Origin of the sequence: Candidatus Pantoea carbekii, from assembly GCF_000971765.1 — a bacterium.
In the GTDB taxonomy this organism is placed as follows: domain Bacteria; phylum Pseudomonadota; class Gammaproteobacteria; order Enterobacterales; family Enterobacteriaceae; genus Pantoea_A; species Pantoea_A carbekii.
The window spans coordinates 848,074-866,268 of sequence record NZ_CP010907.1; the positions used below are offsets into that span (position 1 = coordinate 848,074).

The following is an 18,195-nucleotide window of genomic DNA, read 5'->3' on the forward strand; positions in this document are numbered from 1 at the left end:
AGATGCTAATTAAATACTTTTCAAGTAACTAAATACCGTTAATAGTGCTAATAATTAACTAATTATTGTATCATTGAATATGGTAAGGTTTGAATAGTGAATTTTCCTTCGTTATCATCATTCAATCGAAAAATACTGTCAGGTTTTAAGTTATTATTTAGAACAACTTGGGCTGATATATTACCGTCTTCTAATTTTACTGCGCTTAATATAATGCCCGTCTTACGCCATTTACTTCCTATTTGTAATTCCATAGAGTCTGTCAATTTAGGCACTAAACTACATTTTCCGAGTAACCAATATAAAGCATGTTTGTTAGTACCACGAAACTTAGTTCGGGTTACTATTTCTTGACCTATATAACAACCTTTTTTAAAGCTAATAGCATTAAACATTTGTAAATTAGTCGCCTGCGGAATCAGCTTAGCACTATTAGGGCTATCGATTATAGGTATTCCTGCTTCAATATCTAATGCTACCCATTGATTACTGTTGTTAAACTGTGCTACGGATATAAGTTTGTCTTTAAGCTGTTGTGCTTTAATAAAGGTAGTCGCTAGTAAAAAACGCTCCTTAGGTTCTGAAAACCATAATATAACTGTTTCATCTTCTTCTATCATTGACGTTTTAGCATTAGGTAATAAATTGAAAAAATTTGATAAAACAAAACGTGCGTCAACACCTGCTATACCTAATAGTGCTATATTGTTATCAGGTATTATAGTTACTTTTGAAAAAATAGCATATTTTTTTAACTCTGATATCTGTTGCTCACATACGCTACGACGTAATAGATATGAATATCCTTGTCTATGATGAAAGAGACATAAATTACTCCACATCTTACCTTGAGCATTACAATGTGCAGCAAAATAATACCGTGTACGTTCCATACTACAAATATCTATAGTCAATTGAGTTTGTAAATATGAACTACTATCAATGCCTTGTATGGATACTAAAGCCCATTCTTCGAGAGATATCAGCGTTAAGGGTAATTGTGATGCTGTAGATATTTTTCGTGAAGGAAAGATAAAAATTGACATTTTAAAAACCTTATTAATTAATAATAAAATTAAGTTCTTTTAATTTTGATAAAATTATATAAAAATTAATTGTATTGAATTAATAGTTTTTGACTATAAGTCATTTGAATAGATAAAATCTGTAATTGCTCTTAAAGTTCTTGCATGTAGATTTTACGGCTTGGTTTACCACAAATATAAAATAGATAAACTATATAATAAATAATTTATATCAACAGATCTAAAAAGAAATATAGCAAAATGTATAATGAAAATTATCTTGATTTAGCCTGTCGAAGAGGTTTACTAGAATTAGAAATCATAATTATGTCTTTTTTTAAAAATCAGTATGATTTATTAAAGGTAACTGATAAATTAGCATTCAAAGAATTGTTAAAAAATCAAGATATTGATTTGTTGAATTGGATTGTACATAATAATGAGCCCGATGACTTACAGATCAAACATATTGTGAAGATTATACAAGATTTTTATTTTCAACGTAAAAGGAATGAGCTTTTTTTATAATGTTATTTCTTTTAAAAAAAAGAAAATGTCTTATTTAATGTGCAATATGTAACTAGTGAATCTGCTTCAACAAAAATTAGGTTTTATATTTACAACGTTCATTCATAACATTATTTAATGTATAACATTAATATGTTAAGTAAATAAAGTGTAATATTTAAATTTTAAATCAAATTATATATTTTAAGCGTAGCTACTTTATTATATTTATATGCATAATAGCATAGATATGTTAGTCGCTATTTTCAATTTAAATTAACAGAATCCTAATTGCTAGGATATGATTATAAATCAGTTGGTTAATCTGTCTAAGAGAAAAATTTTATTAATATATATTATAAACAATATAATGAATGCTTAAAAATTCGGAGGAGTGAAATCAAAATTTTGAGATCTATTAAAGATCCTTTAGTCGAACTGCGCAGGCGTAAAGTTGAGGTTAATACTAATTTACTCATTGATTTACCTCCGTTATTGCGTCAAATTTATCTCCATCGCGGGATAAAAAAAACAAGCGATATTGAGCGTAGTACCAAATATTTGCTACCTTGGCATGGACTTAATAATATTAATAGTGCGGTTAGATTATTGTATAAGATGCTGCAAACCGAAAGACGAGTCTTGGTAGTAGGTGATTTCGACGCTGATGGTGCTACCAGTACCGCTTTAACTGTGTTAGCGTTACGTAGCATGGGAGGTAATATTGATTATTTATTACCAAATCGCTTTAAAGATGGATATGGTCTCAGCCCAAAAGTAGTTCAAAAAGCACGAAATCGTGGTGCTGAAATGATTCTCACTGTAGATAACGGCATTTCATCATATGCTGGTGTTGAGACATGTCACCGATATGGAATTCCCGTATTAGTAACCGATCATCACCTGCCTAATGCAAAATTGCCTTTAGCTGAAGCTATAGTAAATCCTAATTTGCTTAATAGTACTTTTCCATCGCGTTCAATGGCCGGTGTAGGTGTAGCTTTTTATCTTATGGTTGCACTTCGTGCTTACTTAAAAAAACATAATTGGTTTAACAATAGCCGTTCAGAGCCCAATCTAGCAGAATTACTTGATTTAGTGGCACTTGGCACTATTGCTGATCTGGCACCTCTTGATTGTAATAACCGTATTTTAGTATGGCAAGGTTTAATGCGTATTCGTGCAGGTAAATGTCGAAAAGGGATACGTGCCCTATTAAATCTTTGTAAATGCAATATAAATCAATTAGTTGAAAATGATCTTGCTTTTAATATCGGACCAAGACTGAACGCTGCCGGGCGTTTAGATGATATGTCAGTCGGTGTTGCATTATTGCTCAGCAATACTAATACAGAAGCAAAAATATTAGCTAATAAACTCGATATGTTTAATCAAACTCGAAAAAAAATTGAATATCATATGCAGAGAGACGCTTTAGCTATGTGCAATATGTTCCAAGCACAATATAAAGTTCTTCCACAGGGTTTAGTATTTTATAGTTCTAATTGGCATCAAGGAGTAATAGGCGTTTTAGCATCACGTTTAAAAGAACGTTTTCGTCGCCCAGTAATTGCCTTTGCACCTGCTGAACAAGGAGTGCTAAAAGGTTCTGGTCGTTCAATTTCCGGTTTGCATTTGTATAATGTGCTAAAACGTCTTAATAGTTTGTTCCCTAGCTTGATTATCGAATTTGGTGGGCATTCTATGGCAGTTGGTTTATGTATAGAAGAAGTTAAATATAAAGAATTTTGTAAGCAATTTGTTATACTGATTAACCAATGCTTAAAAGGAAAATCTTTTCAAGATATAATCTGGTCTGATGGCGAATTAAATGTACAGCAATTTTCATTGAATACTGCTCAAATGCTACGTGAAGCTGGTCCATGGGGGCAAGCATTTCCAGAACCTATATTTGATGGCAAATTCAAATTATTACAACAACGTTTAGTAGGGGGAAACCATCTCAAAGTTATTGTGTGCCCGCTTGATGGAAATAGCAAAGCATTTCTACATGGTATAGTTTTTAATGTTGATACTAATAAATGGCCGAATTACAGAGTATACCAGATAACTATGGCATATAAACTTGGGATTAATGAATATCGTGGCAATAAATTGATTCAATTAAATATACATTATATATGGCCTCAGATATAAGTAGTAAAAAATTCTTCAAGAATTTTGAAAATCCTTTCAGGATGATATAATTAATTCATTTGTAACTAAATATGTTATTTCATTACGAATAGCTGAAAGTTATAGAAAAAATTCTATATAAATAAAATTTATTTTCATTTGTGAGAAATTAACAGCTAAACTTGTATTCCTAATTCATTAAACCATTAATTAAAAAGAAAATATATGTTTGAAATTATTCTTCTTAAAAATCGTCTTGAAGTATTAATAGACCGTATTGGTGTTCTTAGGAGGTATCTTTGAGTATAATCTCAAAAAAGAACGCCTTGAAGAAGTGAACATTGAATTAAAACAACCAAATCTATGGAATGAACCTAAACGTGCAGAATCTTTAAGTAAAGAACAAGTATTATTAAATTCAGTAATAGAAACATTAGATACTTTACAACAGACTCCAAACGATTTAAATGAGCTATTAGAATTTGCAGAAGAATGTAAGGATGAAGAACTTTTTAAGTTAGCCATTTCTGAATTGAATGCACTGGAAGTTAAATTAAACCACTTAGAATTTTATCGTATGTTCTCTGGTGAGAATGATAGGGCTAATTGTTATGTAGATATTCAGGCCGGTTCTGGTGGTATCGAAGCACAAGATTGGGCTAGCATGTTGTTTCGTATGTATCTTCGCTGGATAGAATTGAAAGGTCTTAAAGCGGAAATTATTGCAGAATCTGAAGGTGAGATAGCTGGTATAAAATCTGTTACTTTTAAAGTGATAGGTGATTACTCTTTTGGTTGGATGCGTACTGAAACAGGTGTACATCGTTTAGTGCGTAAGAGCCCTTTTAATTCTGCTGGTCGTCGCCATACTTCATTTAGTTCAGTATTTGTTTACCCAGAAATAAATCATGATATTGATATTGAAATTAATCCAGTTGATCTTCGTATTGATGTTTATCGTTCATCTGGTGCTGGTGGTCAGCACGTAAATAAAACTGAATCTGCTGTACGCATTACTCATCTACCAACTAATATTGTAGTACAGTGTCAAAATGGTCGTTCTCAGCATAAGAATAAAGAACAAGCTTTAAAACAACTGCGAGCAAAATTATATAAATATGAAATGCAGAAAAAAAATGTAGATAAACAGACTACAGAAGCAAGTAAATCTGATATTAGCTGGGGTAGTCAGATTCGTTCTTACATTCTTGATGATTCACGTATCAAAGATTTGCGAACTGGTATAGAGACTCGTAATACGCAACTGGTACTAGATGGTCATCTCGAATGTTTTATTGTGGCAAGTTTGAAAGCAGGATTATAATTAATATGTCTGAAAAAGAACCAAACGACCCTAATAATACGCTCGTATTAAACCATGAACTAAAAATACGTCGTGAAAAGCTCCATATACTACTAAAAAATAATATAGCTTTTCCTAATAATTTTCGTCGAGATATTATCTCTGATGAAATCCATGATCGTTATTCTCAAAAAAGTAACGAAGAAATAAAAAAACTTGGTATTGTAGTGAGCGTAGCTGGTCGCATGATGAATCGACGCATAATGGGTAAAGCTTCATTTGTAATCTTACAAGATGTAGGTGGTCGTATTCAGCTTTATGTAATGCGTGAAAATTTATCTGAAGGTATATACGATGAACAATTCAAAAAATGGGATATTGGGGATATTATTGGTGCACGTGGTAAATTATTTAAGACTAAAACCGGTGAGCTATCTATTCATTGTATTGAACTACATTTACTCACAAAATCATTGCGTCCATTGCCTGACAAATTTCATGGGTTAACTGATCAAGAAACTCGTTATCGTCAGCGTTATCTTGATTTACTTATTAATAAGCAATCGCGTACAATTTTTAAAGTACGTTCTAACATCATCATGTGCATACGTAACTTTATGATCGAAAATAATTTTATGGAAGTAGAAACGCCAATGATGCAAAATATTGCCGGTGGTGCTTCCGCACGACCATTTATTACACACTATAATGCACTTAATATTGATATGTACCTACGAATTGCACCAGAGCTATATTTAAAACGTCTTGTAATAGGTGGTTTCGAGAGAATTTTTGAACTAAATCGTAACTTTCGTAATGAAGGCATTTCGACACATCATAATCCAGAGTTTACTATGATGGAAGTGTATATGGCATATGCAGATTATAATGATATGATTCAATTGATGGAAAATCTATTGCGAACTTTATCTATAAAAGTTTTAGGTACCACAAAGATTTCGTATGGAAAATATAATTTTGATTTTAGTGAGCCTTTTGAAAAACTTACTATGTCTGAAGCTATTCAGAAATATTGTCCAAAAACAGATATGATAGATTTTGAAAATTTTGATAAAGTAGTATCTATGGCGCATTCACTACATATTAAAACTGAAAAACATTGGAGTTTAGGGCGAATAATTACAGAAATTTTTGAAGCAATCGTTGAAAAAAACTTGATTCAACCTACATTCATTACTGAATATCCAGTTGAAGTTTCTCCATTAGCACGTCGTAACGATAAAAAATTGGAAATTACAGATCGTTTTGAGTTCTTTGTTGGTGGTCATGAAATTGGTAATGGTTTTTCTGAGCTTAATGATCCTGAGGATCAAGCAAATCGCTTTCAAAAACAAATAATTACAAAAAAAACAGATTACAGTGAAACGATTTGTTATGATGAAGATTACGTCATTGCATTAGAGCATGGCTTGCCACCAACGGCAGGATTAGGCATTGGTATTGATCGTTTGGTAATGTTACTAACAAATAGCCATACTATCCGAGACGTGATTTTATTTCCGTCAATGCGTTTTAAAAAACACTAGCTATCAATTATATTTTGTAAAATATTTCTATTCCTTTAATATAATTAATTGCATAATTTTATGTACAATTTTCTTCAATTTGATTAATAGTATCATAATAGAGTAAGGTGAAATTCTTTAATATAAATAAATACCTTATCAAGGTATAAGAGACAAAAAATTATTAATAATAAGTATACTGAATTTTTAAATAACATTTTTTAAATGTGATAGTTTTAAATGTAGATAAAACAGGATCTATCAAAACTAAGTTAATATATCAATTTAAATTTTTTTAAATTGTAAGTTAATATTTATTTTAATGATTTAGTTTTTAAATTCCTTTAGAGCTACTGTGATTTATGGTAAAAAATATCATGCAATGCATGTTCCCTTTCATTAAATAAGCCGCTTTTAGTAGATTTTTTATTATTTTTTTTCAAATAATTATGATTAAAGCTAAACAGATATAAAGTTTGTAACTTAATATTAGATTAGCTCAGCCAATTATATTAATTATTAAATTTTCATGAATAGTAAAAAGGTACCATATTATTTTACTCACGTAAAAATAATATGGTACTGAACAATCTGCTTCATAAATCATTCTGTATTCATAAAATGTCTTATTTAATATACATATAAAAACTTTTCATATTATTTTTAATTCAATTTTGCTAAAGGAAACTTAATAATGCCATATGCTTTAAATGACAGTAAAACAGCATTAAACACTTCAAATCTAATACAGTTAGCAATGTATTATAAAAGTCCATTTTGGGTATATGATGCTGCTATTATTCAAAAACGTATTGAACAACTACGTGATTTTGATATAGTTCGGTTTGCACAGAAAGCTTGTTCGAATATTCACATTTTACGTTTGATGAAGACCGCTGGTGTAAAAGTAGATTCAGTGTCGCTAGGCGAAATTGAACGAGCACTAACTGCTGGTTATAAACCTGGTGGAGAAGATATTATGTTCACTGCAGACGTAATAGATGAAGTAACATTAATACGAGTTGCTGAATTAAATATACCAGTTAATGCTGGATCCATAGATATGCTAGATCAATTAGGCAGGATATCACCTGGTCATACAGTATGGTTACGTGTAAATCCAGGATTTGGACATGGTCATAGTTGTAAAACAAATACTGGTGGAGAAAATAGCAAACATGGTATTTGGCACGCTGATTTATTACAAGCTATGAGAATCATTCAGCGTTATCGTTTGCGTTTAGTAGGATTACACATGCATATTGGTTCCGGCGTTGATTACATACATTTAAAAAAAGTTTGCAATGCAATGGTAGAACAGGTAATAAGCTTGAATCAAGATTTAGAAGTAATTTCAGCAGGTGGCGGTTTGTCAATACCATATCGTTTTTGGGAACAACAAATTGATATAAAGCATTATTTCGAACTTTGGAACCATGCAAAAAAACGTATCTCTAAACATTTGGGTCATCTTGTAAAACTAGAAATTGAACCAGGACGATTTTTAGTAGCTGAATCTGGCGTACTAGTGTCACAAGTACGCGCAGTTAAACAGATGGGTAGTAGGAATTTTGTTATAGTGGATACTGGTTTTAGCGATTTAATACGTCCATCTATGTATGGTAGTTATCATCATATTTCTGTATTACGCGCAGATGGGCACACTTTAGATGAAAATCCAATGCTCATCGACAGTATAGTTGCTGGTCCGCTATGCGAATCTGGTGATGTATTTACTCAATTAGAAAATGGTGAATTGGAAACTCGCCTTCTTCCTGCAGTAAAAGTAGGTGATTATCTTGTATTCCATGATACCGGCGCTTACGGTGCTTCCATGTCATCAAATTATAACAGTCGTCCTTTGATCCCAGAAGTTTTGTTTAAAAATGGTCAAATAAGTGAGATTCGTCGAGCTCAAACTATACACGAATTGTTGAAACTTGAATTTAAAAAAGATATTTCATTTTAAATGATCTAGTTTCATTTTTACAAACACAAAGGACATTTATCAACAGTAAGCAAAATTATAGGAGTAAAAAAATTAATTGATGATAGAAAAATTCTTTTAATTTAATTTAGCTATAGTGAATAGAAACACATGACAAAAATGTAATTTTTATATTAGTTCAAGATACAATGTATGCAAAAAAAAACAACTAATATTAATTTGCAATTATATTTTTTTAATTTAATTAGTTGTTATAGTTAAAAATAACTTTTTAAAAGTAATTCAGTAAAGTTTTTTCTAAGATAAAAACCACGAGGTAGTGTCATTATAATTTCTCCGTTTTCGCCAATAGCTGGAGTAAGAGCCTTACTGTTAGCGGCTTTAGGTCGAATTTGTAGCCATTCGCCATATCGACTATTTAAAAAGTCTATTTTACCTAATGCTATAATTTCCATTAATTCTTCCCAATCTTGATGTAGTTTTTGGTTTTCTTCTTTATTAGGACTCCACAACAACGGTTGTCCTATGCGACGTTTTGCTAATTCTAAAGAATGATTTCCTTCTACGGGTATCCATAATACACGTTTTAACTTATATCTTAAATAGCTATTTTCCCAAGTAATATTGTTATTTTTAATTAGAGGTACCATACAAATGAAAGTAGTTTCTAAAGGTTTCCGTTCTGTATTCACTGGAATGCTTTTAAGTTCAATTCCAAGATGTGAAAAATCTTGCTGAGGTTTGCTAGTTGCATTAGCGCCTAAGTATAATTCTAGTAACATGCCAATCCATCCTTTAGCGTGTTTTAAATTAGTAGGTATTGACAGATTAAAATTTTTTGCTAATGACAACAAACTTTTGCCAGTTAATTCATAAGCACGCTTGAGTAATTCTATCTCATTTTTCGGTGGTCTAGGAAATAGTAAATTTGGATATATCATGGATAATCTCATATTTTATCATCTATAGAGTAAAAGAAAGATTAGTGATGTAGATCATATTCAAGTTGTATTATTAATTTTTAAAAAATCATTTTAAATGATTTTTTAAAAATTAAAATGTTTGATTTTTTTTATTAAAAGACCATAAAGTCAACTAAATCATATTTATCAAATATTTTATATACAAAGTAATTATGATGATTAGTTATGATATTTATTAAATTAGTAACTAATCATTTAGTTATATTAAATAATAATACATACTCTTCAGTTTACCATCTTAAAGGAGTGTGAAACAATTAAATTATTTAAATTTAGTTTTGAGGTAGTCTAGTGATAGATAGTAATGGCTACCGCCTAAACGTTGGTATTGTAATTTGTAACATACAGAAACAAGTATTATGGGCTAAACGTTTTAAACAACAGTCTTGGCAATTTCCTCAGGGAGGAATTAATTTAGGTGAAACTACTGAACAAGCAATGTATCGTGAACTGTTTGAAGAAGTAGGTTTGCGCTATAAAGATGTCCGAATACTTGCTTCAACCCGTAGTTGGTTACGTTACAGGTTACCAAAACGTTTAGTGCGTTGGGACACAAAACCAGTATGCATTGGCCAAAAACAAAAGTGGTTTTTTCTGCAATTGATAGGCAGTGATATAAACATTAATATGCAAAATAATAGTAAACAACCTGAATTTGATAAATGGCAATGGGTTAGTTTTTGGTATCCAGTTCGTCAAATTGTTTCTTTTAAACGCGATGTATATCAGCGCGTCATGAAAGAATTTGCTACTGTAGTAATATCTGTACAGGGGACTGGGTAGTATAAAAGCGCTTTACATTTAAAGTACAGGAGGATAGGCGACCAAGCTTTTCATGCTTACTCAATTACGCGAAATAGTAGAAAAAGTAGCAAGTGAACATCGTGTAAATGAAGCTCTTGAACTTCTTGTAAACGAAATTTGTCTTGCAATGGCAACAGAGGTCTGCTCGATTTATCTTGCGGATCACGAGCATCATTGTTATTACTTAATGGCAACACGAGGATTAAAAAAACCTCAAGGATATACTGTGACTCTAGCATTTGATGAGGGTATTGTAGGTCTTGTTGGACGTTTAGCTGAACCAATTAATCTTGCAGATGCACAGAATCATCCTAGCTTTAAATACATTCCTTCTGTAAAAGAAGAGAGCTATCGTTCTTTCTTCGGAGCTCCGATTATCAGTCGAAGACAGTTACTAGGCGTATTGGTAATACAACAGCGTGAGCATCGTCAATTTAATGAAACTGAAGAATCTTTTTTAGTTACATTGGCTATGCAAATAGCAGCATTGTTATCACAATCTCAACTTAGTCAGTTGTTCGGTCAATTTCGTCAAAAGCGAATTAAAGCTATTCCTGCTGCACCTGGTATTTCTATTGCACTAGGGTGGATGAACGAAACTGAACCTCTTCTTGAACAGGTTTGTGTTGCTTCAACCATAAATACACAACGTGAACGTGATAGATTAATAGTAGCTATGGATGAAACAATTAATGAATTTCGTCGCTTTAGCAAACGTTTTACAGCTCGTGTTCAAAAAGAAAGTGCAGCAATTTTTGATCTATACTCGCATCTATTAAGTGATGTAAGATTAAAGAAAGATCTCTTTAATCAAATCGATCACGGTGCTGTTGCAGAATGGGCAGTAAAAACTGTAATTGAAAAATTAATTATACAATTTAATAAGTTACAAGATCAATACTTGCGTGAACGCGCAGCTGATTTGCGCGTGGTTGGACAGCGCTTACTATTTCACCTAGATGATAATGTAGTTAATACTAATACTTGGCCAGAATACTTTATATTAGTAGCAGAAGAACTTACTGCAACAATGTTAGCAGAGTTACCACATGAACGACTTGTAGGTATAGTAGTGCGTGATGGTGCATCTAATTCACATGCAGCAATTCTAACTCGTGCCATGGGAATTCCTACTGTAATGGGTGCAGATGTTTTACTGTCACGTCTTAATAAGCGCCAGTTAATTGTAGACGGTTACTGTGGAGAAGTGTTAATTGATCCTGAGCCATTATTAGTACAGGAATATCAAAAATTAATCAGTGAAGAAAATGCATTAAGTAAAATGGCCGAACATATCGCTGAACAACCTGGAAAATTGAAAAGCGGTGAACGTATTCAAGTTATGCTCAATGCTGGTTTAAGTCCAGAATATGAATACGCATTAGATAGTTGGATTGATGGTGTCGGACTTTATCGCACTGAAATTCCCTTTATGCTACAAAATGGTTTACCTTCTGAGGAAGAACAAGTAGAACAGTATCAAGGTATGCTGCAGCTTTTTTACAATAAACCGGTAACATTACGTACATTGGACATAGGAGCTGACAAGCAATTACCGTATATGCCAATTAGTGAAGAGAATCCTTGTCTTGGTTGGCGAGGAATTCGCTTAACACTCGATCAGCCAGAAATTTTCCTTGTACAGATTCGTGCCATGTTACGTGCTAATGTAGCATCTGGTAATCTAAGTATTTTATTGCCGATGATTAGTCATATAGATGAAATTGAAGACGCCTGTAATTTAATTGATCGTGCTGGTCGTGAAGTAGAAGAAATGTTAGGTTATTCAATTTTAAAGCCACGTATTGGGCTTATGATCGAAGTTCCATCAATGTTATTTATGATCCCACAGTTAGCAACTCGTGTAAATTTTATCTCAGTGGGAACAAATGATTTGATACAGTATTTACTAGCAGTAGATCGTAATAATACACGAGTTGCCAGTTTATATGATCCTCTTCATCCAGCAATATTGCGAGCACTGCATATTATTGCTTATGAAGCCAAAAGAGTTAAGATAGAAGTATGCTTATGTGGTGAAATGGCCAGTGATCCCATGTGTGTTCCTGTATTAATCGGTTTGGGTTATTTTAATCTCAGTATAAATGGCAAAAATATTCCTCGGATAAAATATCTTCTAAATCATATAGATCGTGAGGAAGCACGCAAACTCAGTAAATATGGAATAGCAGCAAATACTGTATCAGAAGTTAGACATCTTATTTCAGTATTTATGGAAGGTTGTGGTTTAAGTAGTTTAATTAGAGGTGGATCTTAATTGTACGCTCACTTACTTAAATGACGAAATAGCTCTATTAATCACATATATAGTATGTATCTTTTTAAGATACACATTAATGGTAACGACATGAATTGCAATTATATTGTATTCCCAGATATTAATCCAGTGATCTTTTCTATTGGACTTCTTTCAGTTCATTGGTATGGTTTAATGTATCTAATAAGTTTTTTATTTGCTATTTGGCTTGCATTACGTCGTGCTAATAAACCTATGAGTGAGTGGAAAAAAAAAGAAGTAGAAACACTTTTATATGCTGGTTTTTTAGGTGTATTATTGGGGGGACGGATTGGTTATATGATATTTTATAACCTACCATTTTTTTTAAAAAATCCAATCAGTTTATTTCAAATTTGGCATGGTGGTATGTCTTTTCATGGTGGATTAATTGGCGTGATCGTGGTTATATCATGGTTTTCGTATTATACTCATCGCAACTTTTTTCAAGTTTCAGACTTTATTGTACCTTTAGTGCCGTTTGGCCTTGCCGCAGGTCGATTAGGCAATTTTATTAATGGTGAATTATGGGGTAGAGTAGCACCGAATTTTAAGTTTGCTATGTTGTTTCCGGGTTCAAGAATGGAAGATATGATAGTTGTAGCTCATCATCCATGTTATGCAGAGTTATTAAATAAATATGGCGTATTGCCACGACATCCTTCACAATTATATGAATTATTTTTAGAAGGTATTATATTGTTTATAATTATAAATATTTTTATTAGAAAAACACATCCTACAGGTAGTGTCTCTGGTTTATTCTTAATTAGTTATGGTGTTTTCCGAGTAATGGTAGAATTTGTACGAGAGCCAGATATACAACTTGGTTTATTTAAAGATTATATTAGCATGGGTCAAATCCTTTCCATACCCATGATTTTATCTGGCATCATTATAATTACTTGGGCATACTTTTGTAATGTGAAATAAAAAAGTGCGAGGTAATTATGAAACAATATCTTAATTTAGTACAGCATGTAATCAATCAAGGAAGTAGAAAGAATGATCGTACTGGAACAGGTACACTTTCCATTTTTGGTTATCAAATGCGGTTCAATTTACGACAAGGTTTTCCGCTACTTACAACTAAAAAAGTACATATTTATTCAATTATTCACGAGTTATTATGGTTTTTAAAAGGCGATACTAATATTCATTATTTAAACAAAAATAAAGTTACTATTTGGAATGAATGGGCAGACAAACAGGGTAATCTTGGTCCTATATACGGTAAACAATGGCGACATTGGCAGTGCGCATCAGGTCAAGAAATTGACCAAGTTACTGCTGTAATAGAACAGTTAAAACGTGATCCTGATTCACGACGTATGATTATTTCGTCATGGAATGTAAGTGATTTGAATAAAATGGCACTAGCACCCTGTCATGTCTTGTTTCAATTTTATGTCTTGAATGGTCAGTTATCTTGTCAATTATATCAGCGTTCGTGTGATATATTCTTAGGTTTACCATTTAATATAGCAAGCTATGCATTGTTAATACATATGGTGGCACAACAGTGCGATTTAGAAGTTGGTGATTTTATTTGGACAGGTGGAGATACTCATCTGTACATTAATCATTTAACGCAAGCTCGCCTTCAGCTAGTACGCAAACCGCGTTCATTGCCCAAATTACTCATCAAACGTAAACCCTCTTCTATATTTGGTTATCAATTTAGTGATTTTAAGATAGAAAATTATGATCCATATTCAAAAATTACAGCACCCGTTGCAATTTAAATTTATAATTATGAAAATTTTAGTCTTGTTTTAAAGAAAATTTAATGATTATTATTTCCAAGCATATTATGAATCAGTTACGAATATCTATTGAGTCTATATAAAATTTTTATATTAAAATTAAGCAATGTTTATTCAATATAAAGAATATGATGCATGTATAAATTAATAACCTTAGTTTTTAATATACAAAATCAATACCTAAAATATTCTTACAAACAATAACAATCCATACAATAAGAGATTTTTAAAGATTTTTACTATCTTTAGTTAGTACTAAAAATGAAATTTAATTTCATTGCATATACAGTTAGATTAAAATCTTTGCATTCGCTTTATGAGTATAGATAGAATCTTATTTTTTATAAAAAATTCATTTAAATATTTAAATTACGTAAAAACCATGACAAACATATAAATATATGGATATTGGTATAAATGTATCTTACTAAGATATAAAAATCAGCAAACATTTTTCCTTAATTGTATTTTCCTATTTTTAATTTCTTAAGAGAACTTATGCTTCGAATTTATCATTCTAATCAGCTCGATCTTTTAAAAGATTTGTTAATAAAATTAATAACAATCGAATCATTTTCTGATCCATTTTATGCTGATCAAATCCTGGTACATAATACAAGTATGGCTCATTGGCTTCAAATAGAACTAGCAAAACATTTTAGTATTTCAGCTAATATAAATTTTTTATTTCCAGAAACTTTTATTTGGAATATGTTTTTGAAGGTATTACCTGAAATTCCAGAAGAATATGCTTTTACTAAAACGCAAATGACTTGGAAATTAATGCATTGTCTTCCTAATTTATTGAACAAAAAAAATTTTTATTCAATAAAACAATATCTCTATGCCGATGATGATAAACGAAAGTTACATCAACTCAGCATGCGAATTGCTACTTTATTTGATCAATATCTTATATATCGTCCTGATTGGTTAAATATTTGGGAAAATGGTCAGTTGATAGATGGATTAGGAAAAACACAGCAGTGGCAAGCTGAATTATGGTGCCATTTAGTTTATATGACTAAAAAAAAAGGACAACCAGCATGGCATTATGCTAATCTTTATACTCGTTTTATTCAGATATTAGAAGAAGTTCCAATATCTCTGCTAAATTTGCCAAGGCGTGTATTTATCTTCGGTATTTCAGCATTACCTCCCATGTATCTACAAGTTTTAGAAGCGCTTGGACGACATATTAGTATTCATTTGTTTTTTATTAATCCTTGTCGTTACTATTGGGGTGATATTCAAGATTACTCTTTTTTAGCAAAGATGCAAGGTCGTCAACGGCGTCGCCTGTATTGTTTACCTATATCAAATATAGTACCAGTATCATTTAATAGACTAAGTGAACAACAATTAACTAATCCGCTATTAGCTTCATGGGGAAAATTAGGTCGTGATAATCTTTATCTTATTAACCAAATGGAATGTTCAGCTAATGATATCCATGCGTTCGTTGATATACAAAAAGATAGTTTATTACATAGTGTCCAGAGGGATATTCTTAATTTAGATGATAATACAATTATTGGATTGAATGCTGCTGAACTTACTGATAGTACTAAAAAGATTACACTTAATCCTACAGATCGCTCTATTATTGTTCAAGTTTGTCATAGTATACAACGTGAAGTAGAAGTCTTACAAAATTATTTGCTAACAATAATGGAAAAAAATCCTGAACTGAAAACACGCGACATTGTTGTAATGGTATCGGATATTAATAGTTATTCTCCTTTTATTCAAGCAACTTTTAGCAGAGTGCATGATCAATGTTATTTGCCATTTACTATTTTAGATCGTAATAAAATTCAAATACATCCAGTAATGGTAGCATTGCTCAATTTACTACAATTACCATTCAGTCGCTTTTGTTTAGAAGAAGTATTAGCATTGCTAGAGGTATCTGCATTAGCACAACGTTTTTCAATAGACGAAAGTAACTTACGTTTGCTACGTCGTTGGGTAGTTGAATCTGGTATCCGTTGGGGATTAGATGATACTAATGTAGAAGCTTTATCACTACCTACTACTGGGCAACATACTTGGCGTTTTGGCTTGCAGCGGATGTTGCTAGGCTATGCATTAGAAAGCTCTCATGGTGATTGGGAGGGGATTCTTCCATACGATGAATCTAGAGGTTTAATAGCTGAAATAGTCGGTCATCTTGCAAAGTTACTATCTTGTCTTGAGGTATGGCACATTCGCCTATCAAAGGCCAGAACACTTAGTGAATGGAAACCATTATGCCGTGAGTTAATTGATGTGTTTTTCATCGATGATTCTGAAAGTCACTTGGCATTACTATTTATAGAAATACAATGGAAGGAAATTATTGAACAGGGTATTCAAGCTAAATATGATAAACCTATTTCTATTACGTTATTATATGATAATCTTCGCACACGCTTAGAACAACATAATATTAATCAACATTTTTCTAGTGGGCCAATTAATTTTTGTACCTTAAGAACAATACGTTCAATCCCTTTTAAGGTCATTTGTTTATTAGGGATGAATGATGGTATGTATCCTCGTTCATTACTACCCTTGAATTTTGATCTGATGCAACAACAAATACGTAAAGGTGATCGCAGTTCTCGCGATGATGACCATTATTTTTTTCTTGAAGCATTAATTGCATGTCAAAATCAATTCTATATTAGCTATATTGGTCGTACCATACAAGATAATAGTAAGCTTTATCCATCAATTATGGTAAAAGAATTAATGGATTATATTTCTAACAGTTTTTGTTTAGCTGGCGACGAGCAGTGTGTACCAGATGTTAGTGCGTGCCGTGTACGCAATCATCTTCAGATATTGCATAGTCGTATGCCTTTTTCTCCAGAAAATTTTCGTTCTAGTGAAAACAGACAAAGCTTTGCAAGCGAATGGTTGAATGCAGCAAATAACAGCGGTGTGGTACCATCAAACTTTTTTACTAAACCATTGCGGATACAGCGTATTAACAGTCTTTCAATAAAACAATTATTAGCTTTTTGGCGTCATCCAATACGAACTTGGTTTCAACAATCCCTAGGTGTTAATTTTTCAACTCAAAGTAACACTGAATTGCCAGATAGCGAACCTTTTTTTCTTAATAAATTAGAATGTTATAAACTTAATACACAATTACTTAATGCATTAATAAATAATCAGAATGTTGATCAACTCTATAAGTATCATCGCACTGCCGGTAATTTACCTTATGGTGCATTTGGAGAAATTTTTTGGAAAACTCAAGTTGAAGAAATGAAGAAAATAGTTTCTAATTTTAGTACTCAATCTCAAGAAATAGAAAATTGGGAAGTGAATCTACAATTAGATAATATCCAATTAACTGGGTGGTTAAATCAGATTCAAGTTAATAATGGCTTATTACGATTCCGTCCCAGTATATTGAGTATAAGTGATGGTTTACTATTATGGTTAGAGCATTTAGTATATTGCGCAATGGGCGGTAGCGGGACAAGTCGTATATATGGATGCAAAAAAAGTCGTTGGTGTTTTAACGCACTAGAAAAAAACAAAGCTTTATTAATTTTAAAGAATTATGTCAATGGTTATCAAATGGGACTAACACAACCCTTAATGCTGACTAATCAATCTAGCAGTGCGTGGTTAAATATTAGTTTTGATACTGAATCGCGACAATTAATTAACAATCAAAAAACACAGACGGAGGCAATGAATAAATTAATTCAAAAATGGCAAGGTGATTCTAAAATTAGAGGGGAAAGCCATGATCCTTATTTTCATCGTCTTACACGAACGTTACACAATAATATTGTACAACAGATGATTGTCGATACTGCACGAAAATGGTATTTACTAGTATATGTATCGCATGATCATACGGAATACAATAACAATGGTTTTTAAAAAACTTTAC

Annotated in this window: 12 protein-coding genes; 10 read left to right on the forward strand and 2 right to left on the reverse strand. The window is 31.9% G+C overall.

The genetic code is table 11. The annotated features are described in order from the left end of the window. Positions 1–62: 62 nt before the first annotated feature. A complete protein-coding gene (gene ygfZ / locus BMSBPS_RS03025; RefSeq protein WP_046201164.1) occupies positions 63–1,046 on the reverse strand; it encodes a tRNA-modifying protein YgfZ in 984 nt (327 codons plus the stop codon). A 240-nt stretch (positions 1,047–1,286) separates the two neighbouring features. Between ygfZ and BMSBPS_RS03030 the strand changes: the two genes are divergently transcribed. The 5 genes from BMSBPS_RS03030 (at position 1,287) to lysA (ending at position 8,466) form a co-directional block, all read left to right on the forward strand. Further along, entirely contained in the window at positions 1,287–1,553 is a 267-nt protein-coding gene (locus BMSBPS_RS03030) for an FAD assembly factor SdhE (protein WP_022564133.1), read from the forward strand. Between the two features lie 387 nt (positions 1,554–1,940). After that, positions 1,941–3,689, forward strand: coding sequence for a single-stranded-DNA-specific exonuclease RecJ (gene recJ, locus BMSBPS_RS03035; RefSeq protein ID WP_235375453.1), 1,749 nt, complete (start codon positions 1,941–1,943; stop codon positions 3,687–3,689). A gap of 204 nt (positions 3,690–3,893) precedes the next feature. After that, positions 3,894–4,992, forward strand: a protein-coding gene (prfB, locus tag BMSBPS_RS03040) for a peptide chain release factor 2 (RefSeq protein ID WP_102029169.1) whose coding sequence is annotated in 2 segments (ribosomal slippage) — positions 3,894–3,968 and positions 3,970–4,992 — 1,098 coding nt in all. Because the reading frame shifts where the segments join, the coding sequence is not laid out codon by codon here. 5 nt (positions 4,993–4,997) lie between these two features. Next, positions 4,998–6,518, forward strand: coding sequence for a lysine--tRNA ligase (gene lysS / locus BMSBPS_RS03045; protein ID WP_022564136.1), 1,521 nt, complete (start codon positions 4,998–5,000; stop codon positions 6,516–6,518). Positions 6,519–7,191: 673 nt separating this feature from the next. Next, positions 7,192–8,466 (forward strand): diaminopimelate decarboxylase, encoded by a 1,275-nt coding sequence (gene lysA, locus BMSBPS_RS03050; protein ID WP_022564137.1) that lies wholly within the window; start codon positions 7,192–7,194, stop codon positions 8,464–8,466. Positions 8,467–8,702: 236 nt separating this feature from the next. Here the strand turns inward: lysA and mutH are convergent, their stop codons facing one another. After that, on the reverse strand, positions 8,703–9,386 hold the full coding sequence (mutH, locus tag BMSBPS_RS03055) for a DNA mismatch repair endonuclease MutH (RefSeq protein ID WP_022564138.1): 684 nt from the start codon (positions 9,384–9,386) through the stop codon (positions 8,703–8,705). A 333-nt stretch (positions 9,387–9,719) separates the two neighbouring features. Between mutH and rppH the strand changes: the two genes are divergently transcribed. The 5 genes from rppH to recC all read left to right on the forward strand — a co-directional run bounded on the left by rppH (position 9,720) and on the right by recC (position 18,185). After that, the gene (gene rppH / locus BMSBPS_RS03060; protein ID WP_046201165.1) at positions 9,720–10,211 is read left to right on the forward strand and encodes an RNA pyrophosphohydrolase; all 492 of its coding nucleotides are present in this window, start codon (positions 9,720–9,722) and stop codon (positions 10,209–10,211) included. 52 nt (positions 10,212–10,263) lie between these two features. Next, complete coding sequence (gene ptsP, locus BMSBPS_RS03065; RefSeq protein ID WP_046201166.1) at positions 10,264–12,510, forward strand: phosphoenolpyruvate--protein phosphotransferase; 2,247 nt, start codon at positions 10,264–10,266, stop codon at positions 12,508–12,510. Between the two features lie 90 nt (positions 12,511–12,600). Then, the gene (gene lgt, locus BMSBPS_RS03070) at positions 12,601–13,461 is read left to right on the forward strand and encodes a prolipoprotein diacylglyceryl transferase (RefSeq protein WP_044169949.1); all 861 of its coding nucleotides are present in this window, start codon (positions 12,601–12,603) and stop codon (positions 13,459–13,461) included. Positions 13,462–13,478: 17 nt separating this feature from the next. Beyond that, positions 13,479–14,273 (forward strand): thymidylate synthase, encoded by a 795-nt coding sequence (gene thyA / locus BMSBPS_RS03075; protein WP_022564142.1) that lies wholly within the window; start codon positions 13,479–13,481, stop codon positions 14,271–14,273. Positions 14,274–14,792: 519 nt separating this feature from the next. Then, complete coding sequence (gene recC / locus BMSBPS_RS03080; protein WP_046201167.1) at positions 14,793–18,185, forward strand: exodeoxyribonuclease V subunit gamma; 3,393 nt, start codon at positions 14,793–14,795, stop codon at positions 18,183–18,185. Positions 18,186–18,195: the final 10 nt, after the last annotated feature.